17 protein-coding genes are annotated in these 21192 nt (G+C 41.0%); 11 read left to right on the forward strand and 6 right to left on the reverse strand.

Features of this window, described 5'->3' with window-relative positions; all coding sequences use genetic code 11:
- The first annotated feature begins 42 nt into the window (after positions 1-42).
- The 3 genes from PTUN_RS07030 to PTUN_RS07035 all read left to right on the forward strand — a co-directional run bounded on the left by PTUN_RS07030 (position 43) and on the right by PTUN_RS07035 (position 1480).
- Complete coding sequence (locus PTUN_RS07030) at positions 43-579, forward strand: DUF2780 domain-containing protein (RefSeq protein WP_009839519.1); 537 nt, start codon at positions 43-45, stop codon at positions 577-579.
- A gap of 105 nt (positions 580-684) precedes the next feature.
- The gene (locus tag PTUN_RS22575; RefSeq protein ID WP_119081458.1) at positions 685-822 is read left to right on the forward strand and encodes a serine hydrolase; all 138 of its coding nucleotides are present in this window, start codon (positions 685-687) and stop codon (positions 820-822) included.
- A gap of 16 nt (positions 823-838) precedes the next feature.
- Positions 839-1480, forward strand: coding sequence for a serine hydrolase domain-containing protein (locus PTUN_RS07035; RefSeq protein ID WP_269725755.1), 642 nt, complete (start codon positions 839-841; stop codon positions 1478-1480).
- A 347-nt stretch (positions 1481-1827) separates the two neighbouring features.
- Here PTUN_RS07035 and PTUN_RS21725 read toward each other — a convergent pair whose 3' ends face one another.
- Positions 1828-2037, reverse strand: coding sequence for a hypothetical protein (locus tag PTUN_RS21725; protein ID WP_157579389.1), 210 nt, complete (start codon positions 2035-2037; stop codon positions 1828-1830).
- Between the two features lie 207 nt (positions 2038-2244).
- On the opposite strand from PTUN_RS21725, the gene PTUN_RS07040 reads away from it, so the two are divergent.
- Entirely contained in the window at positions 2245-2742 is a 498-nt protein-coding gene (locus tag PTUN_RS07040) for a GNAT family N-acetyltransferase (protein WP_009839522.1), read from the forward strand.
- Positions 2743-2983: 241 nt separating this feature from the next.
- Here PTUN_RS07040 and PTUN_RS07045 read toward each other — a convergent pair whose 3' ends face one another.
- Positions 2984-3430, reverse strand: a complete 447-nt coding sequence (locus PTUN_RS07045; RefSeq protein ID WP_009839523.1) for a hypothetical protein — start codon at positions 3428-3430, stop codon at positions 2984-2986.
- 303 nt (positions 3431-3733) lie between these two features.
- Entirely contained in the window at positions 3734-4279 is a 546-nt protein-coding gene (locus PTUN_RS07050; RefSeq protein ID WP_009839524.1) for a DUF2937 family protein, read from the reverse strand.
- Between the two features lie 207 nt (positions 4280-4486).
- Here PTUN_RS07050 and hrpA point away from each other — a divergent pair, with 207 nt between their 5' ends.
- From hrpA to PTUN_RS07065, 3 genes are all read left to right on the forward strand, one after another.
- Positions 4487-8377: an ATP-dependent RNA helicase HrpA gene (gene hrpA, locus PTUN_RS07055; RefSeq protein WP_040644203.1), complete on the forward strand. Its 3891-nt coding sequence runs from the start codon at positions 4487-4489 to the stop codon at positions 8375-8377.
- A gap of 149 nt (positions 8378-8526) precedes the next feature.
- Entirely contained in the window at positions 8527-8925 is a 399-nt protein-coding gene (locus PTUN_RS07060; RefSeq protein WP_009839526.1) for a response regulator, read from the forward strand.
- A 38-nt stretch (positions 8926-8963) separates the two neighbouring features.
- Entirely contained in the window at positions 8964-9260 is a 297-nt protein-coding gene (locus PTUN_RS07065; protein WP_040644116.1) for a PilZ domain-containing protein, read from the forward strand.
- Between the two features lie 69 nt (positions 9261-9329).
- On the opposite strand, the gene PTUN_RS07070 is transcribed toward PTUN_RS07065, so the two are convergent.
- The 3 genes from PTUN_RS07070 to astB all read right to left on the reverse strand — a co-directional run bounded on the left by PTUN_RS07070 (position 9330) and on the right by astB (position 14640).
- Complete coding sequence (locus PTUN_RS07070; RefSeq protein ID WP_009839528.1) at positions 9330-11423, reverse strand: S8 family serine peptidase; 2094 nt, start codon at positions 11421-11423, stop codon at positions 9330-9332.
- Positions 11424-11994: 571 nt separating this feature from the next.
- Positions 11995-13185 (reverse strand): class I SAM-dependent methyltransferase, encoded by a 1191-nt coding sequence (locus PTUN_RS07075; protein WP_009839529.1) that lies wholly within the window; start codon positions 13183-13185, stop codon positions 11995-11997.
- A gap of 111 nt (positions 13186-13296) precedes the next feature.
- Positions 13297-14640, reverse strand: coding sequence for an N-succinylarginine dihydrolase (astB, locus tag PTUN_RS07080; protein ID WP_009839530.1), 1344 nt, complete (start codon positions 14638-14640; stop codon positions 13297-13299).
- Between the two features lie 185 nt (positions 14641-14825).
- On the opposite strand from astB, the gene PTUN_RS07085 reads away from it, so the two are divergent.
- The 4 genes from PTUN_RS07085 (at position 14826) to PTUN_RS07100 (ending at position 21165) form a co-directional block, all read left to right on the forward strand.
- Positions 14826-15401: a dienelactone hydrolase family protein gene (locus PTUN_RS07085; protein WP_009839531.1), complete on the forward strand. Its 576-nt coding sequence runs from the start codon at positions 14826-14828 to the stop codon at positions 15399-15401.
- An 80-nt stretch (positions 15402-15481) separates the two neighbouring features.
- Entirely contained in the window at positions 15482-16453 is a 972-nt protein-coding gene (locus PTUN_RS07090; RefSeq protein WP_009839532.1) for an acetoacetate decarboxylase, read from the forward strand.
- A gap of 10 nt (positions 16454-16463) precedes the next feature.
- Positions 16464-18710, forward strand: coding sequence for an NAD(P)-binding protein (locus tag PTUN_RS07095; RefSeq protein WP_009839533.1), 2247 nt, complete (start codon positions 16464-16466; stop codon positions 18708-18710).
- 208 nt (positions 18711-18918) lie between these two features.
- Complete coding sequence (locus tag PTUN_RS07100; RefSeq protein WP_040644117.1) at positions 18919-21165, forward strand: TonB-dependent receptor; 2247 nt, start codon at positions 18919-18921, stop codon at positions 21163-21165.
- The last annotated feature ends 27 nt before the right edge of the window (positions 21166-21192 follow it).

Consider the following 21192-nt stretch of genomic DNA (forward strand, 5'->3'; position numbering starts at 1 on the left):
CCGCTATGATTACGCCATCCCCAATTGAAATAAGAAAAATGTATGAAATTATCAACCTTAGTGATGAGCAGTGCGCTCGTTTTTGCTTCTCACTCAGCGGTCGCGGGTTTATCTGATTTAACTAAATCACTCGAAAACCAAGCTAAAAGTGTCGCTAAAGACGTAGCACAACCTACTGCGCAGCCTGCAATGACATCGGGTTTAATAGACATGGCAGCAAGCCAATTTGGCTTAAGCCCTGAGATAGCGCAAGCTGGTTTGGGGAGCTTATTAAAAGTGGCACAAGACCATGTATCAAAAGAAAATTTTTCCATGATCAGCAGCGCCTTACCTGATACTAAACAATACATTCAATCAGCGCCAAGTATTAAAATGTCCGGTTTAAGTGCCATGTTTGGCAAATCAAGTGATGAAGCGCAAACCGCTGCAAGCTTAGGTTATTTAGATAAAGCCTTTAAAAAGTTAGGCATTCCCAAAGAAACTATTTTACCTATGGCCGAGATGCTAACAGGTTATTTAGAGCAAAGCGGTTATGGCCAAGCGTCATCGTTATTAAAACAAGGCTTAAATTTCTTATAAATGATGGTCATTCAGATAAAAACTCACTTTTAATCATAGTTAGCTGTTTTATTTTTGAGCTTTTTTATCTGGGCGCTACGAAATACGCATTTTGTAGCGCCATAAATATTCCCGCAACAACCTGTTTTTCAATTAGGTTCTGTGACTAAAATATTCACGGCGGCGATATTAAAACTGGTTGATGCACAAAAACTCTCAGTTAGTGATCCCTTAGGAAACTATATTCCAGACATCAACCCCTGAGTTAAAACACTTAACCATTGAGCGAGTTCTCAGCCATAGCGCAGGCTTGCCTGATTATGTTAATGATGAAGCGGTCAATAATCTTTGCCATCGCTATGCAATACTCGATGAGTTTATCAAAACAATTAGCACTGGGTCACCGCCGTTTGCAATGGGCCGTGAGTATCGCTATTCAAACTCAGGTTACCTTTATTTAGGCAAAATTATTGAAGTGGTATCGGGTAAAAGTTATCACGATTACCTACGTGATAGCTTTTTCATTCCGCTTAATATGAACAATACGTTTGTGATTGAAAAAGGCGTAACGGCAGGCAATGTAACCGCTTACACCCGCCGTGAAAGCGCCCCTGATACCTACTTAGAGCCTGCGCTCGAGCAAAAATGGTTGGTAGATCGTAGTTGGATTTCTGCCGCAGGGGCAATTGCATCAACTCTTACAGACATAAGCCGCTGGCAAATAGCACTGCACTCGGGCAAAGTGATTTCAAACCATAATTATCATTTAATGACCACTCAAACCAAGCTTAATAATGGTGAATTTATTCACTATGGCTTGGGATTAAATGTTTATCCAATAAGTAACAAATTAACTTACAAGCATGATGGCATGGTGCCAGGTTTTTTTCATGGATGGTGTATTTTCATGATGATGATTTAACCGCTATCGCCTTGACTAATAACGACACTCAACATCCTGGCCCCGCATTAACGCCTTTTGCGACCAACGATTGCACTTTCTTAATGTCTTTAAACATGATTGCATTGATTAAAAGTGTGAGTTGATTTGCTTTATCAACAATAGGGAGGCAATTTTTTTACTAAAATGATAATGGGAGTAAACCTTAGCTGTCATCTCAGTATCAGAAATAGCTAGCACTTGCAGGTTACCCAAGTTTTTTAGCTTAACCGTCATACCTTCAATTGTATAAGGGTCGGTAGATGTATAGGCTTGTTTGATGGTATAAGTTCCATTTTTATAACAACACTTACATCCTCCTGAAACGTTTAGGTATTTAAACACCAATCACCTAAAAGAAGCGGTGTTAAATCAGTCTGTGCAAATACTGTTGATGATGAACTCAGTAATAAAATATCCCCTAAACTTGAATAACATTCTTGGCTAAATCGAGAGAAATTATTGTATGCTTCATTTTGTATGGACTCCTTTGGTTTTGGTCGACACCACTGTAGCTGGACTTGAGTGGTGGAGTCCATACATCGAACTCAGATCAGTTACTGTATTTTCTTTAATATCATTACATTCCTAAATGGCGTTCTTTAATGCAGGATACTTTTGTTAGTAAGTATCTGTTTACATTATTATAATGCGTAGTCATTATAGGCACGAATTAAGTCGCAACACGTCTTAACAATATGGAGTAAATAAAAATTATAAAAAATATAAAATCTGATCGGATAGAATTGATAACGTCTTCGGCTGCTCATCTTCGTATTGAGCTTGAAACCCCTCATTTACTTGCTGAAAAATTAAATGCAATTGTGTCAAGTGCTTGGCCTTCTGGAGAATACGACCAAGATGCGATGGCGTTTTTCCTTACCTGTTTTGAAGAGGGAGGAGATGCTGCCCAAGGTTGGTACGGTTGGTATGCAATTGATATTGACTCTTTGTCAGGCGCAAGAACTCTGGTTGGCTCCGGTGGTTATTTTGGCCCACCAGATAATAATGGGGTGGTTGAAATAGGTTATTCAGTATTACCGCAATGGCAGCGTCTTGGTTATGCAACTGAAATAGTTAAGATGCTTGTTTCACATGCTTTTTCTTTTGCGAAAACAAAATGTATTATTGCGCACTCTGGGCCACAAAATGAAGCCTCGCAAAAGGTGCTGATAGCGACTGGTTTTAAAGAAGTTGGCATTGATGAGGGTAATTTACGTTTTGAATTAAAAATAAATACCTAAGTGGTTGAGTATGAAACGCCTTTTCATGGTCAACAGCATGGTCACCGAGGCTAAAAAATTGCAAACAAGGATAGCTGCTCTTAACAATTTAACGCGGCTACCTTTGGTTTTGTTGCTGCCAGTGACAGTATTTGCAACGCAACTTTCCTCTGAGATGGTTATTCAACCGCACTGTTTTTAGCGCGGTTGAAAAAATATGAAATCAATACGGCAATGCTGGCTTCTTCCTTGCCTCGAACCTTTAGTGTTGCAGCATTCGGTAGCGTTGTAATATGGTTTGTAGGCGATTAGGCACTGAGCCATAAATTTCTTCTGAGATATTATAGCGTTCGACATTATCGGCCATAAATTGTAGCGATGGCAGTAATCTTTCCATCACCGGCAGAATATTTTCGGGGTATTCATTAAGTTTTTCCAGCACTAAGGTAAATAGACAATCGATCGCCATGTCCGCCTCGTTTTCAAGATAATTATCCTCCATGATGAAGTGACTAAGGGCAAAAATATAATAACGAAAGGGGCGAACAGGCATAAAACGCAGCTCGTCTGCTCTTTCAATCACTGACTGGCGAAATTCCTCTGTTAACTCATAGATGGTTTTACCAAAAAAATATTCGTAGGCATAACGAGCATCAATGTCGTCTTGATAACCTTCCCAGTCTTGTTCTGTAGGTATGTGGTTGTGCATTTGTGTTCTTATAGATTCAGTAATTTCTTTTATTGGGGCTGAATTGTAATAAGTTGGTTTCAAATCATCAAGTTACTAATTTGTAAAGAAAAACATATTCCAATGATTGTGATATTCAAATCAAAAAAGGAGGTGTTTTTTAAGCTGTTTTTTCTGGCTGAGTGTTTTGATGTGATACACACTACTGATAAATACTCGAAGAGTTAATAGACCGGCATGACCAACATTTTTGCTGCTCTAATCATCCAAAATTGACCCTCGTTGGAGAGCCGCGAATGTTTGGTTCCGTTGTTGGCAACCCCCTTAAATCACCTTTTGCACTGTTTTACCCCTGCGTCCAAGCATTACAATAAGCGCTACTAATACATCAAGTACCATTGCCAACAAAATGCCGAATACTAAGCCAATCCCAATCGCAATCGGTTTAAGTACGATAAGGTAATCGTAGCTTTGCCATACTTGGCTGCGAATGTCGCTAATGGGGGCGAGGGCGACGTGTTGAAATTGCGCCAAGGTTGATTGGTTAAACGCTTGCCATGCCGTTTTTAGCATCGCTTGGCGAGTTGCGATGGCGGTAATGCTATTTGCGCCAGCGGTGATCACTACATCGTTTTTGGCTTGGTAGTAGGCAATCAGTTTATTGATATCACCGTCAAAAAATTTATCAGCATCGGCTTGAAATTGATTGAGGGCTTGGCTCGATTCGAGTAACCGAGCTTCGAGGTTTTTACCGTATTGATCAACAAAGCCCGGTACTTGTACGCCAATTAATACCCCAGCCATAAACAAGGCTAATCGTAAGTAGCTGGCAACTTTCTTGCCAAAGCGTTGTAAAAAAGTGGAGGCCATGTAAGTGGAGTCCTTTTTGAAACTAGGGTGACGCTAATTTAAACTTAGCGAGAATTGACGCTAACAATAATTGCTTGATTTGCCAAGTGATAACTTGGCATTCAATTATTACCACTTAATTGCTAATAGGCAGTGTGTAAAGGTTTTCACTCCCTTGCAGAGTTTGATAAACTCACGGTCCTTTTGCAAATTGGTATTGTAAGTCGTATGGCACAGGCAACTCGTGAGTTATATCGCTCATTAAAACAGTGTTTAAACAAAGATCAGTTTTTCTTTAAACGTCGCTTAGACGGTATAGCAAAAATAAAAAATGAAGAAAAACAAGCCAAAGTACTCGCTGAAGTAACTCTGGCGATTGAAAAAAGCATCGCCACACGGGCGCAGCGTTTAGCCAATTTGCCTAAAGTGTCTTATCCCGAAAATTTGCCGGTCAGTCAGAAAAAAGACGACATCAAAGAGGCCATCGCCAATAACCAAGTGGTGATTGTTGCGGGCGAAACGGGCTCGGGTAAAACCACGCAGTTACCTAAAATTTGTTTAGAGCTTGGCCGAGGTGCAGCGGGCTTTATTGGTCATACTCAGCCACGCCGATTAGCCGCACGTACCGTTGCCAACCGAATTGCTGAAGAGCTTAATTGCCCACTTGGTCAAGAGGTTGGTTTTAAAATTCGATTTAACGATCAGGTATCTGATAAAACCGCGGTTAAACTGATGACCGACGGTATTTTATTGGCGGAAATTCAGCACGACCGCTTTTTAAATCAATACGATACTATCATCATCGATGAAGCCCATGAGCGTAGTTTAAACATCGACTTTATTTTAGGTTATTTAAAAAACCTATTACCGCGACGCCCCGATTTAAAAGTCATTATTACGTCTGCCACTATCGATCCTGAACGTTTTTCTAAGCATTTTAATGATGCGCCCATTATTGAAGTATCGGGTCGTACGTTTCCGGTTGATGTGCGTTATCGTCCCATTACCGAGGTTGATAAAGACGAAATGGAAGCCGAAGGCGACCAACTGCAAGGGATTTTTGATGCGGTTGATGAGCTGATGGCAGAAGGCCCAGGCGACATTTTGATTTTTATGAACGGTGAGCGCGAAATTCGCGATACCGCCGAAGCCCTCGGTAAACGTAACCTCAAACATACCGAAGTGCTGCCGCTTTATTCGCGCTTATCAAATGCAGAGCAAAACAAAATTTTTGCCAGCCATTCAGGCAGGCGCATTGTGCTGTCAACAAACGTCGCTGAAACTTCGTTAACCGTGCCTGGCATTAAATACGTTATCGACCCCGGCACAGCCCGTATTAGCCGTTACAGTTACCGCACCAAAGTGCAACGTTTACCGATTGAGGCGATTTCACAAGCGTCGGCCAATCAACGAAAAGGCCGTTGTGGTCGTGTACAAGCGGGTATTTGTATTCGCTTATATTCAGAAGACGATTTTTTAGGTCGCCCAGAATTTACCGATCCTGAAATACTGCGCACCAATTTAGCCTCGGTTATTTTGCAAATGCTGGCTTTAGGGCTCGGCGACATTAGCCAGTTCCCATTTGTTCAGCCGCCGGATAATCGCAATATTACCGATGGTTTACGTTTGCTGGAAGAACTCGAAGCCGTTGAAGAAGTTCAAGCGGGTAAAACGCCAAAACTGACACAATCCGGTAAAGAATTAAGTCGTTTACCCGTTGATCCGCGTTTGGCCAAAATGGTACTGGCAGCCAAACAATTTAATTCAGTATTCGAAGTGATTGTGATTGTCGCGGCGATGTCGATTCAAGACCCGCGCGAACGACCACGTGAGAAAAAAGCGCAAAGCGAAGAAAAACACCAGCGCTTTAATGAGCCAGATTCTGATTTTATCGCCTTTTTAAATTTATGGCGTTACCTTGAAGAGCAACAACAAGCGCTTTCGAATAATCAATTTAGACGTATGTGCCAGCAAGAGTTTTTGGCCTATATGCGCGTGCGTGAATGGCAAGATTTGGTTTATCAACTGACCACAGTTTGCCAAGAAATGAATGTGGCGATAAACAATGAACCTGCGGGGTTTGATGCTATTCATCAAGCGTTATTGGCCGGTTTGCTGAGCCACATTGGTTTTAAAGATGAAGATAACAGTTATAAAGGTGCACGTAATTCGCGTTTTCATGTTTTTCCTGGGTCAAGTTTATTCAAAAAGAGTCCAAAATGGCTTATGGCGGCGGAGCTAGTCGAAACCAGCCGTTTGTTTGCCCGCATTAATGCCAAAATCGATTTAAAGTGGGTTGAGCCATTAGCACAGCATTTAATTAAGCGCAGTTATTCAGAACCACACTGGGAGAAAAAGCCCGGCTGTGTGATTGCACTTGAGCAACAAACGTTATACGGGCTGATTATTGTCAATCAGCGCCGCACTGTGTACAGCAAAATCGACCCAAAACTGAGCCGTGAGCTATTTATTCGCGAAGCGCTTGTGAATCAAGAGCTGGGTAAAGACGAGGGCTTTTTAAAGCATAATTTGGCCTTAGTTGAAGATATTCAAAGCCTTGAAAATAAAGCGCGTCGTCGCGATATTTTGGTTGATGACCAAACCTTGTTTGAGTTTTACGACAAAAAAATCCCTGAGCATGTTAATAACCGTAACGATTTTGCTCACTGGTGGAAAAAACAGCAAAAAGCGGACGCTGGTTTTTTAAATATGACCCGCGAAAACTTGATGATGCATCAAGCGAATCATATTTCGGCAGCAGATTACCCCGATGTTTGGCAACAAGACCGTTTAATGTTGCCACTTGAGTACCATTTCGAACCGGGTAAAGCGGTCGATGGGGTCGCGCTGCAAATCCCATTGGCGCTACTGAATCAGGTTGAGGACATTGGCTTTGATTGGCATATTCCAGCGTTTCGCCACGAGCTTATTACAGGTTTAATTAAATCGTTGCCTAAAGCAACGCGCCGCAATTTTGTACCCGCGCCTAATTTTGCTGATGCGGTGATGGCGACCCTTGCGCCAATGCAAGGCAAGTTCATTGAAGCGGTGAGCCAAAAGCTGCTGAAAATGAGTGGGATCCGCATTGATGAAAACGAGTGGGATTACACTGCGCTTGCATCACATTTACGCATAATGTTTGAAGTGCGTGACGACAAAGGCGCGTTGCTTGCGCGTAACCACAATTTACAGGCGCTCAAAGATCAGTTGCAAGGTAAAGTCAGCGATACCTTGTCTAAAGTGGCGGATAAAGGGATTGAAAAAACCGAGCTAATCGAATGGGATTTTGGTGCGTTACCCGAAGCTTATGTAAAAAAACAAGCTGGTTACGAAATCAAGGCGTTTCCAGCTTTAGTCGATAAAAAATCATCGGCGGCGGTTGAGCTGTTCGATTCTCAGCTCAAAGCAGAGCAAGCCCATAAACATGGATTGCGCCGCTTAATTTTGCTCAATATTCCATCGCCAATTAAATACTTACAGCAAAAACTGCCAAATAAAGCCAAGCTTGGGCTTTATTTTAATCCTTTTGGCCAAGTTAAAGATTTAATTGATGACTGTATTGCCGCAGGGGTTGATACCTTATGTCCTGACTTTGCGCTGATCCGCGATGAAGCGGACTTTAACCGTGCCAAAGAAAAAGTGCGCGGTGAGCTTGGCGATGCCGTGGTGCAAATTGCCACGGAAGTTGAGCAAGTGCTGAGCCTTGCTAATGCGGTTCATAAACGCCTAAAAGGTAAAGTTGATTTGAGTATGATCACCGCTCATGGTGACATCAAACAACAGCTTTCAACATTAGTTTTTAAAGGGTTTGTGTGTCAATTTGGTGCTGAAAAACTCAAAGATTTGGTACGTTATTTACAAGCGATAGAAAGGCGCCTGGAGAAATTACCCGTTGATCCAAATCGCGACCGACTGTGTGTACTTGAACTTAATAAAGTGGCAGAGGCCTATCAAGGCGAAGTGAATAAAGTGCCAAAAGGCTATGTGTTACCTGAAGCATTACAGGCTATTTTTTGGATGCAACAAGAATTGAGAGTGTCGTTTTTTGCGCAAACTCTTGGCACCCCGTATCCAGTTTCGGCAAAAAGAGTGCTAAATGCGATTAATGAACTAAAATAATTTTGAGCTAATTTAGTGATAACACAAATACTTAGTCTTGGCTTTGGATAATGGTTGTACTAAATGCTTGCAAAAAAAATCAACCGCTTTACTTTATAGTCATGCGCAACGGACTGACATTGCACTTGACTATCATCATGGAGGGTAGAATGAACAAGGAAGCTGCAATGGATATTTGCCAAAAACGAGCAAAAATTTTATTGGTCGATGATGAGTATTTTAATTTTGAGTTGCTAAAAGGGGTCATTCCTGAGCGTTTTCAATTAGAGTACTTAGCCAGTGGTCAGTTGTGCCTTGGGCAGATTGTTACAGATCATCCAGATTTGATTTTATTGGATGTGTGTATGCCCGGTTTAGACGGTTACGATACCTGCAGAATGATAAAAAACACGCCAGAAACCCAAGACATTCCAGTGCTAATGCTGACTGGCTTGGAATCTGATCGAGATAAAAAAGCAGGCTTTGATGCTGGCTGTGACGATTACATAGTCAAACCATATTCGTTGCCACAATTAATAGAAAAAATATCTCATTATGTTGCCAAATAAGCGCACCGAGATAACACAGGATGAGATAGGGGGTTGTTATGTTATATGAAGATAAACGGAATTTTTTCAGAATGATGGTCAATGCCGAAGTGCAGTTAACCTTAATTGATTCTGAAGCAGGTCGTCAAATTGATGGTGTGTGCCGTGACTTAAGTGCCACTGGTATGGCGATTGAAATTGATGAGCCGATTGAGATGAATATCACACTAAAAGTAAAAATAGCATCATCGAATAACAGTGTGCCATCCCTTGAAGCCCTTGCCAAAGTTGTGCGTTGTACCTCGTTAGAATCAAATGAATATTTACTTGGGTTAGAAATCATTGAGATGAATTAATCTTAGTGTTTGTCCCAATAAAAAAGCCCTAGCTAACTGCTAGGGCTTTTTTTGTTTCTTCAGTGTAACTTACTGACAGCTGCCATTAGCAGTCCATACTTTATATTGGCCTGAGTTATCGGCAGGATTATCACCTTTGGTCCACCAATTAGCGGTGTATTTGGTATTTTGATATGCGACCTGATCGCCTGCGACATACACTGAGCTTGTTGACCACGCAACTACACCAGAGCAACCTTGCTGGCTTTCACTCACTTGAACTTGTTGGGTTTTTGTTGCTTCAAGTCCTTCGGCATCTTTTACCGTAAGCGATACCAAATAGCTGCCAGCTTGAGTATAAGTATGGCTTGGTGACGCTTGCATTGACGTTGCGCCATCACCAAATGACCAAGCGTAGCTTGCAACAGCTTTATCGTCGCTGGAGGTGTCAGTAAAGCTGACCGAAAGTTGGTTGGTATTAAAACTAAAGTTTGCGACAGGTGCTTTATTTGTATTATCGCCATCACCAGAGCAGTTGCCTAAGCGCTTCCAAACGTTACTGTATACTTCTGGGTTTGCGCCGGTTGACCACCAGGTTGCTTCATATATCTTGTTATTGTGGGCAACTTTATCACCAATTTTGTATGAGGTTGCATTGTTCCATGAAGCTAAACCATCACAACCTGTATTAGTATCTGTATTGATAGTAACAACCTGAGTGAAGAAAGCAGATTGGCCTGCGGTATCTTTTACCGTTAAACGAACCGTATATTGGCCATCAGCATTGTAGGTAAAGCTTGGATTTTGCGCTGTAGATGTGGAGTTATTACTATCACCAAATTGCCAAGCATAACTGGTTATGCCTTTATCATCTGTTGATTGATTAGTGAAGCTGACTTGTTTACCGGTTACATTAGCACTAAAGCGTGCAATTGGGGCCGCATCAGTGCCGCCACCTGTACCACAATCGTTGGCTAAATAATCAGCAGCGGCTTTGGCTTGAATTAAACCAAAACCATAAGAAGTATCACGACCTGCAGCGCCTTTATCTTTTGCTGTTTTATTAATTGCGTCACGAACTTGTTGGTTACTACAGCTAAGGTTGTTGCTCCACACAAGTGCTGCAACACCTGAAACATGCGGTGTAGCCATTGATGTACCACTAATACTTTTATAGCCATTATTGTTCCAAGTAGAATTAACCCCAACACCTGGCGCTGCGATTTCAACTTGATTGTTAAATTGTGAGAATGATGCTTTGTTTTCTGAGCTATCAACGGCCGCAACAGAGACCACAGAATTATAAGAAGCAGGATAACTTAAAGAGCTGTTGCCATCATTACCCGCAGCGGCAATATGGAGCATACCTTGCGCATAGCTATTATCAAACGCTTGGCGCTCAGCAGTAGACGAGCCTGAGCCCCCTAAACTCATACTAGTAATGTTTGCACCCGCAGCCTGACACTGTGAAATGGCTTTGATCAAATCTGAACCGTATGCCCAATTGCCTTGATCATTAAATACTTTAACTATGTGTAAACCAAGCTGTCCTGATGGATTAACCCCAACCACACCTTGGTTATTACCACCAATTGCAGCGATGGTACCGGCTACGTGAGTACCATGACCATTACCATCGTTATACCAATTTCCGGTATCGTTATTACCATAACCGTCATCGCCTGTGATGCCTGTACTTGGTAAATCAGGGTGATTAAGCGTATAGCCGGTATCCATAATACATACTTTACGATTACCGCTCATGGCATCAGATAGCAAAGGTGCTTGCACCATATTGATACCATAAGGTGTACTTTCTGCCAGTAAGTAGCGCTTAGGATCGACCTCAATGCTTGCCACATCAGGATTAGTTTCGAGCATCGCTTTTTGCTCGGCACTCAAAATTAATGCAACGGCGTTTATGGAAGGGAGTTCTTGTATAACATTGGCTTGCACTGATGCCGCAATTGTCTGCACCATATTTTGTTTAAGCGTAGTAAGCTGGTGTGATGATGCGCTTTGATTGCTTTCAAATACAGGGTTGAGTTTGTATTGCACTATAAAACGCTCAGTCTCAGGCGTCGCTAATTGTTGCTCTGTTGCGATGGTATTAAAACCAACCCCGCCCAATAACGCCATCAAAATGGCATTTTTACGAAAGTTAACCGTGTTGTACTTGCTCATTTGTTGCAACTCCAATGTTAATTAATTATGGTTTTTTAGATTTAGTGAATAACGTTACAAAATGTTCACATACCTAAAAAAGCAACAAATGATAACGCTGTCAATTTATGTTTTTAGCAACATAAAGCATTTTTTATTCAAAAATCGAACGTACCGATTTTTGTACAGCAGATCTTTTTTGCAGTAACAGCACTGAATCACCTCAAGAGTATTTACTCCAAATTGTCTGTTTGGATGCATTATCTGTAGCGAATTAATGACAATTTTTATAACTGAATTTGGGGTAGGTATGTTTTTTTAATCTGAATAAAACCAATTAATTTCATTTGGCAGTGAACATATTTAACAGGAGAAATACCAAGTTTTCTTTTAGCAAGTTAACTTTTATTGTGACTAATTCAATTGCTGAGTCACTAGCAGGTGTGGGATTACACAGCCGATTAAAAATAAATCAGAGCCAATAAATAATCGTGCAATAGAGGGTGAAAAGAGTCGTAGTTTGTAAGGCTAAGCAAACCTTAAATAAATAAGGTTTGCTTTATTTTAAAAGTATAACTTACTGATTTTTAAGTTAATATACTTTACACACTAAGCCTTTTAAATAAAACCCTTCAGGGTATGGGCCTGAAATCGGGTGGTCGGCCGCTTGATTTAAGCGCTCCATAATCAATAAATCTTTACCTGCATCTAGCGCTGCATCGGCCACTACTTTTTGAAATAAGTTTTGGTCCATTAAACCAGAGCACGAAAACGTGAGTAATGTGCCGCCTGGTTTTAAAATTTGCATCGCAATCATATTGATATCTTTATAACCACGACATGCGCCAGTAAGCTGCGCTTTATTATCAGCAAACTTTGGTGGGTCCATTACAACAGTATCAAATAAGCGGCCTTCTTCGCGGTATTGGCGTAGTAGTTTAAATACGTCCTGCTTAACAAATTCTGCTTTGGTTAAATCTAAATTATTGATTTCAACATTGCGTTTTGCCGTATCAAGTGCCGGTTGTGACACATCCACATTGATCACGCTTTTACAGTTGCCCCGTAGTGCGTATAAACCAAAAGTACCGGTATAACAAAAACAGTTAAGAACATCGTTGCCCTCTGAAAAACGCTCGAGGGCAGCGCGGCTATCTCGTTGATCAAGATAAAATCCTGTTTTATGACCGCCAATAATGTCGACTTCAATTTTGAGGCCGTTTTCTTCGATGATAACAGGGGCTGTGGGGGCAACGCCGTGTAATACGCCAACTGTGGGTTCTAAGCCTTCTTTGGTGCGTACATCAACATCAGAACGCTCATAGACATTACACTCAGGGAAAATAGCACGTAGCGCAATAACGATATCACCTTTATGACGTTCTGCACCGGCACTTAATAGCTGACAAACTAAATAGTTATCAAACTTATCTATAGTGATCCCTGGTAAGTAATCTGATTCTGCAGCCACTAAACGAAAGCCTGTTAAGCCACCGGCTTTAATCACTGCTTGGCGCGCATCAAGCGCTCGGCGAATGCGTTTTTCAAAAAATGCAGGGTCAATTGTTTCGTTTTGATCAAAACTCCAGACCCTTGCACGAATTTGCGAATGCGGGCTATATGAAGCAATTGCTAAAAACTGACCATTGGCATCGTAAATATCAACTGTGTCTCCAAGGCCTGGTTTTCCCTTCATTTTTTTAATGGCTTTTGAAAAAATCCAAGGGTGTTTGCGTTTAAGTGCTTTTTCGCGACCGGCTTCAAGATAGATAGCAGAGGACATAGAGATTCCAATAAAGAGATAAGGGCGCTAATTTTAGAGAAGCGCCCCCCAAGTTACAATCTAAAATCTGTATTTTGGACAATCATTCCATTTAAGTGCACAGGTTAGTGATTATTCTCGTTGAAAATCATACACAGAGCCTAGCTGTAACATCTGCGTCAGCTCATCAAGCGCAATTTGGCACTCGTTCAACAAGCTGATGTCGGCTAAGTCGGTTTCTGTGAGCCTATCGCGATAATGCTTTTCAACCCATTGGCATAAACTATGATAAAGATGAGTTGAAAACAAACAATGCTGATTGACGGCGCCAAGTTCTTTTGCTGACAAAGGGACACGCAAACGTAAACAAGCGGGGCCGCCGCCATTTTGCATGCTCTGGTTTAAATCAAAATAGTGAATTTGGCTAATTGGATTGTCTGCTTGTTGAAGTAAAGCCAAATACGTAGCGACTTGGTCGTGATGCTGGCATTCACTTGGTGCAATTAAAGCCATGCCACCAAAAGGTAAACTGACTAATTGAGAGTTAAATAAATAGCTTCCCACCGCATCATTTATTCCCACATGATGCTCTTTGACTTCAATTAAATGAAGCGGTCGTTGCCCTTGGAAGGCGTTTGTAATTTGGCTGATCACCTCGTCACTATTTAAAAAGGCATGTTCATGAAAGAGCATGACATTTTCATTGGCAACTGCAATCACATCATTGTGGAACACACCAGCATCAATGACATTCGGATTTTGTTGAATAAATAGCGTCTGCGACTCACTCAATTGATGTAAGCGAGCAATGGCCTGACTTGCCTCTAATGATTGGCGTGCAGGGTAGCGGCTCGGCTTTGGGCTGCTGGGATCAAAGCTACTCGTGCCATAAACAAATAAGTTTAGCCCTTGATGGCCATGAGTATCACATAACCGCATGTGGTTAGCTGCGCCTTCATCAGAAAAATGCACCCCACTTGGTAACGCGCTGTGATGAGCAAAAGAGTCTTCATTATTGAACATGGCTTTGAGTAAACGCTCGGTCGTTGGCGCCTCAATTGCACGATGAAATTTGTTGGCCAAATTGGCCGCGGTAAAATGAACCTTGTTATCATCACAATCACTACTGGATGATACTGTAGCTGCATTTGCTGTCCACATTGATGAGGCTGAATAACAGGCTTTGAGTAGGTGCGGCGCTTGGCGCGAGACCTGATTTAAAATATAACTATCTGTTCCTGTGAACCCTAATTGACGTAATGTGCGAAGGTCGGGACGTGCATGGGGTGCAAATACACCTTGCACCAGACCTTCGTCATGCATTGCTTTCATTTTTGCTAAGCCTTGCAACGCGGCTTGTTTGGGATTGGCAATGTTGGTGGCATTTTTTTGCGAGGCAACATTACCAAATGAAAGACCTGCGTAGTTGTGGCTTGGGCCAACGAGGCCATCGAAATTAACTTCATAATAATGCATGGGCTGCTCTGTCCTTGTGCGCTTTAAAGCAACGTTGCACTAGATGGGTGCAAAGGAGGCTGAAAAGCGTGTTGTTGTCATTGGATACAGAGAGATTGCGAGGATCATGCCATAAAATGAGCTGCTCTTTTGTTCAGGCTCGGTTATTATCTAATAGAATTTACTAATAAATTCAAGGTGCTGTTATGAAAGTGATTTTAGTGACTGATATTTTTGGTCATACCACTCATTTAAATGAATGGGTGATACGTCTTAGTGCCTTAGGCGCAAAATGCCACATTATTAGCCCGTATGAGTATCCATCGCCAGAGTTTGAACACGACCAATTAGCTTATGAATATTATACTGCGCAAGGTGGCCACGATGTTTATCGACAGCGTTTATTAGACCAAACTCAATTACTTCAGCGGGCCGATTTAATTATCGGTTTTAGTGCCGGCGCTTCTGCGCTATGGCATTTTTGTAGTCAAACTTTTGCAAACGCATTGCCAAAAACGGTACTTTTTTATCCAAGTCATATTCGCAATCAACTGACCTTAACGCCTAAGTTACCAACAGAGATTATATTTGCCAGTCACGAGCCCCACTTTAGTGTTGATGAGGTGATGGCGTCATTGGCCCATCAACAAAATGACAAGTTAACTTTAACTAAAAGTGCTTATTTACATGGTGTTATAAATCCGGCATCACAAAATTATAATTTACAAGCCGCGGAGCTGTTTTTTAACTTTATAGCGCAAAAAATAATTCAAAGAGACTAAAAAATTCATCGTAAGGAAGTACCTAAAATGACAAAAGCCGATTACAGTTATGGGTCTAAGAATAAAATGAAGGAATTGTTATGTCAGACCCAATCCGCCCAAACTATGTGCATTTTCCTGGAAATGTGATTGCTAAACCGCCGTGCCGCATGCTCAATGCCAATATGTACGGCTTTTTTGTTAAAGGTGATTTAGCGCTCATTCAAGCTTATATCGACCAAACATTAAACACAGTTGCAACCAGTGACATGCGCTTTAAAGCCTTGTCGGCGTACACCTTATTGACCTTTACAGATATAGAAAATATTGCTTCAAAAGTGCCGCCATATCAGCAACAAGGTTGGATGCAAGAAACCGATGTGATTATTTGGTTACCGGTTGCCAAAATGGTTAAAAAGTTGGGCAAAGAGAAGGTTGATCATATTTATTGGTATCCGGCTTTTATCTGTGTAAACAATATTTATGCTCTGATCAACGGACGTGAAACATGGGGCTATAACAAATATTTATGCCAATACGTGATGCCAAACATTGGCGAGCAAGCCAATTATTTTTCGCTGTCAGTGGATGCATTTGAGCCGTTTTCATTAGAAACTAAAATGGCCGAACACATGTTGCTTGAAGTAAAAAAGGTGGCTGAGGGCAGTGAAAATCCCATTGTTGAATTTGTCGATTTAGTGAAAGAAGTCTTTGCATTATTAAAATCAGAACACGATTTTTTTGATTTAGATTTTAATGCGCTAAAGCAACTGCTTGATGGTTTTGTGCATCCGCAAATGGATCAAATATTATTTAAACAGTTTCCTGATGGCCTAGGTGAAAAAGCTGTGTATCAAGCGGTGATGCACTCACCCTCAATGATTAAAAAAGTCCATAAAGCTGCGATTTTAACCCATGAATATCAAGTAACATTTCATCAGCTCGATACGTTTCCACTGGAACAAATGTTTGGTTTAAAAGTAGGCACTCAAGATGCGATTTTACCTTTTAGTGTGCTGATGGATTTTGATCAAGAACCCGCTTTTGAAGTTGCAACTAACCCAGCATGTTAAGGACAAACCAATGACAAAACAAAAAATTGCCATTTTAGGCGGTGGTGTCTCTGCGATGACATCTGCTTTTTACTTGACTCAGCAAGCCAACTGGCAAGACAAATATGACATCACAGTCTATCAGCAAGGTTGGCGTTTAGGTGGTAAAGGGGCCAGTGGTCGTAACGCCCAGCTAGGCGAGCGGATTGAAGAGCATGGCTTACATGTTTGGTTTGGTGCTTATGTTAACTCCTTCAAAACTATTGAAGCGGTATATGATCAATTAGCACGCCCTGCTGGAGTGCCACTTGCAACCTGGCAAGATGCTTTTAAACCTCACAGCTTTGTGGTGCTACAAGAATTGATTGAAGAGCAGTGGGATACCTGGTCTATCGATTTTCCACAAATTCCAGGAAATCCTGCAAATGGCACTTTAGAATTTCATTTTTGGGAAATAGTGCAATTTGTTTATGTTTGGCTGAAAAAGTTTATTGATGATTTAGAGTACAAAGGTAAATTGCTGAAAAAAAGCAGCAAAGTGGCGGTGTATGAAGATGATCATGAAGGATTACTCACGCATTTTTATGAGCAAATTAAAGACAAAGTCGATGATATTGCTGATGAGTTTGCCGAATTTAAAGATGATGTTGAAGAATCATTAGCGCAAATAAGCGATCATATTCGGGTATCAAGTTTACAAGTTGGGCAGTTCTTACAAAAACGGGTCGATGATAAAGAGCTTAATAATAGTAAACATCACAGTGCGCTTGCATTTTTATTACGCAAAATGAAGAAATGGCTGGTGAACGAATTCGATGATTTGCTTGAAGATCACGATGATATTCGCCGTATCTATATTTGTGTTGATTTAGGTTTGGCGATTTTAACTGGCCTGCTTGATGACAAAGTGTATAAAAAGGGCTTTGGAGTCCTAAATCAATATGATTTTAGGCAATGGTTATTAAAAAGTGGCGCGAATGATAAATATTCGGTGCATTCGGCGCCAGTACGTGGTTTTTATGATTTAGTATTTGCTTATGAAGATGGAAACTTTGACCAACCAAATGTTGAAGCTGGGGTGGCGTGTTTAGCTATGCTGCGCATTGCATTGTGTTATCGCGGTGGAGTGATGTGGAAAATGCAGGCGGGCATGGGCGATACCATTTTTAGTCCAATGTATGAATTGTTAAGTCGTCAAGGGGTGAAGTTTGAGTTTTTTAATCAAGTTACCGAGTTAGTGCCAGGCAAAGACTTATTGCAACAAGACTGTATCGAACAAATCAATTTAGTGCAGCAAGTTACGTTAATAAACCCCGACAAAGAATATGTCCCGCTGGTGGATGTAAAAGGATTAGCATGCTGGCCAAGTGCACCGTTACTTGCGCAAATTGACCCAAGCCAAGCGGCTTTAATCATTGAGCATAACATTAATTTAGAAGCATTTTGGTCGACGTGGCCACACGTGTATCAAGCGGCGTTTGGCCAACCTTTACCAACAAAAACCTTGAAACGTGGGGTTGATTTTGATGAGGTTATTTTTGGTATTTCAGTGGGTGGTTTACCGCATGTGGCGGCAAAATTACTGGATATTGACGTGGCACTAAAACAAACTTCAGATCAAGTCAAAACGGTTGCCACCCAAGCGTTTCAACTGTGGCTTGATGTGCCATTACAGCAATTGGGTTGGACAGATATCCCCGACTCTGGTGAAGAGCCAATTTTAAGTGGTTTTAGTGAACCTTTTGATACGTGGGCTTCGATGGATCAACTCATTTGCCGCGAAACTTGGTCACCCGAACTTGAACCTAAAAATGTCGCTTATTTTTGTAGTGCGTTGCCTGTGGACAATTATCCGCCTCAATCTCAAACCGACTTTCCCGACATTTGTACTGATAAAGTGAAAGATAACGCAATTTTTAAACTTAAAAATCAGATGTTTGAACTTTGGCCTGATGTCGCAAGTGTAGGGGAGTTTGCATGGCAACATTTAATCGACCCGCAAAATCGCAGCGGTGAAGCCCGCTTTGACAGCCAATATTGGCGGGCAAATGTTGACCCATCAGAGCGCTATGTCTTGTCGGTTACGGGGAGTAGCGCCTATCGATTAGATACAGACGGTAGTATTTTTCAAAATCTGTATTTAACTGGTGATTGGATTAAAACCGGTGTGAATGCAGGATGTGTTGAAGCGGCGGTGATGGCTGGCATGCAAACATCACGTGCAATTAGTGGTTATCCTACTCATATTGATGGAGAAAATGGCTTTGACCCCGATTAACTGATTATTTGTTAATCACATGTCGCTGAGTTTTTTGTTTTTTGTTTAAACTTCGGCGAAAAATGTTTTTAATTGATGATTTTTACGCAATAATGATGGCTAAATGGCTGTTATTATTGCGTCTATTTGATGGCATATTCTTTTTATCTACTATACTGCAGCTTGGAATTCAATTTTTGCTTTGCTAAATAAAATAATGGATCTTTTTATGACCTCCTATCCGGTTTTTTTTGCTTTATCAGCGCTCTCTCTTGCACTCAATACTGCAGTGAATGTTGCCCAAGCTAATGATGGTGCAATGCAAGATATTGAAGTGATTGAAGTCTATGCACAAAAAAGATTACAGCGAATTCAAGATGTCAGTGTAGCAGTTACATCAATTAATGGTGCTGCACTTAGTGAGCAACGGATTAAAGATACCACTGAGCTTGCTTCGTTTTCCCCCAATGTGAAAATTAGTCAAAACGCTGCAGAAGGCACACCTCCTGCTATTAATATCCGTGGTGTGGGCCTCATCGATTACAATACCTCTAATACGTCACCGGTCAGTTTTTATATAGACGATGTGGTAGCTGGCTCTGCAAATAATCAAATTGTTAATTTATTTGATATGGAGCAAGTTGAAGTATTACGAGGCCCGCAAGGCACCTTATTTGGTCGCAACAGTACGGGTGGCGCAATTATTTTACGTTCAACTCGCCCTGATAGTGAGTTTGGTGGTTATATTACAGCGGGACTTGCAAATAATGATCATCAGACTTTAGAAGGTGCGATTAATTTGCCCTTGACTGATGATAGCGCAGCACGTTTTGCTTTTAGTCACCAAGATTATGATTATTCAACAAATAACTTACTCAAAAGTTCACCAGAAGCCGGCATGCGACAAGATAATTATCGCTTTTTGTTGAGCAGCGATTTTGGCAAGCTTGATGTGCTGCTCAAAGCACATCTTGAGGATTGGAGTGGGATAGTTCAGCCTGTTGGAAGCATTGGTTTGTTCAAAAATCCTGCTACTAAAGCGCCTTGCTCGGTTAGCGAGGCTGGCTCAACCAGCTGTTTTGATTTATTTGGTTATAATTCAGGCAGTAATGATTTTTATGATGTAAAAGTAAATAATAACAGTCCACATAAAACAGATTCTAAAGGTTTAAGCCTTAATTTAACCGGACAACTCACTGACAATACTAGTTTAATTTCTGTCACTAGTTGGGATAAATTAAAAAGACAACATGCTTTTAATTGTGATGGATCACCTAGCCGTTTATGTGAAGGCAATTTAGGGCTTGAAAATCAAGTGATCACTCAAGAGCTTAGACTTCATCACCAGCTAGGTGAGCATTACTTGATCGCTGGCGCATTTTGGCTTGATGAAAGCATAGTGCAAGATAACTACAATGATATTTTTCGTGATCTTCGTGGTGTACTTTCTCAAGCAGTTACTTTTATTTATGACAATCAAATTGATGTAGATTCTAGCGCCTTGTTTGCTCAGTATGATTATCGCTATAGTCCTGCAACTACTTTCACCGTGGGTCTGCGTTATACTGCAGAATCAACAGATTATCAAAGTATTACTCATTTAAATGTAGGCACGGATCCGAATGATTATGTTGGTTTAACCATTCCTTTTTATCAGGTATCTGGGTCGCAAGATGATAATAAATGGTCAGGAAAACTGGCGGTAAATCATCAGCTTGATAGCAATAATTCAGTCTATTATAGTTTTTCAAATGGCTTTAAAAGTGGGGGCTATAACGGCGGTTTTTTATCATCGCTTGAACAAGCTCAGCTGGCTGATTATGGCGCAGAAACCCTCAATGCGCATGAAGTTGGTGCTAAACTGACTTTGCTCGATCAAGATTTAGCTATCAACATGGCGGCGTTTTATTACGACTATCAAGATCAGCAAGTATTTATGAATCAAGCGTCGACGGTGCCAAATACTCCTCCACTACAACTGCTTGAAAATGTTGGCTCATCTACTATTTATGGTTCTGAAATCGAGCTGTTTTACACTCCAACGGCACAACTTTATTTTCAATTAGGGTTAGGGTATTTACCTGAGGCTAATTTTGATAAATTTATCGACCCCACAGGACGGGAGCTTACGGATAATCGATTACCTTTTACTTCTAAATGGAATATCAGTGGCTTAGCTAATTATGAAATGCCATTATTGAGTCATAACTTGGTTTTACAATTAAATTTTGATTACCAATCAGATTATTATTTCGATCAAAACGAAAACCCATATGCAGAGCAGACAGGTTATACGCTATGGAATGGTTTTATCCGTTATGAAAGTGATGATTGGGATGTATCTTTATGGGGTAAAAATTTATTTGGCCAGCATTACAGTAACTTGAAGTTTGATTTAAGTAGTTTTTTGGGCATGCTTGAAGACTTTAAAGGCGAAGGTCGTCGTTATGGTATGGTATTCCAATATCATTTTTAAATGCTTCGAGGGAATTTAGCTAATTAG

This window comes from Pseudoalteromonas tunicata (assembly GCF_002310815.1).
Classification (GTDB): Bacteria; Pseudomonadota; Gammaproteobacteria; order Enterobacterales; family Alteromonadaceae; genus Pseudoalteromonas; species Pseudoalteromonas tunicata.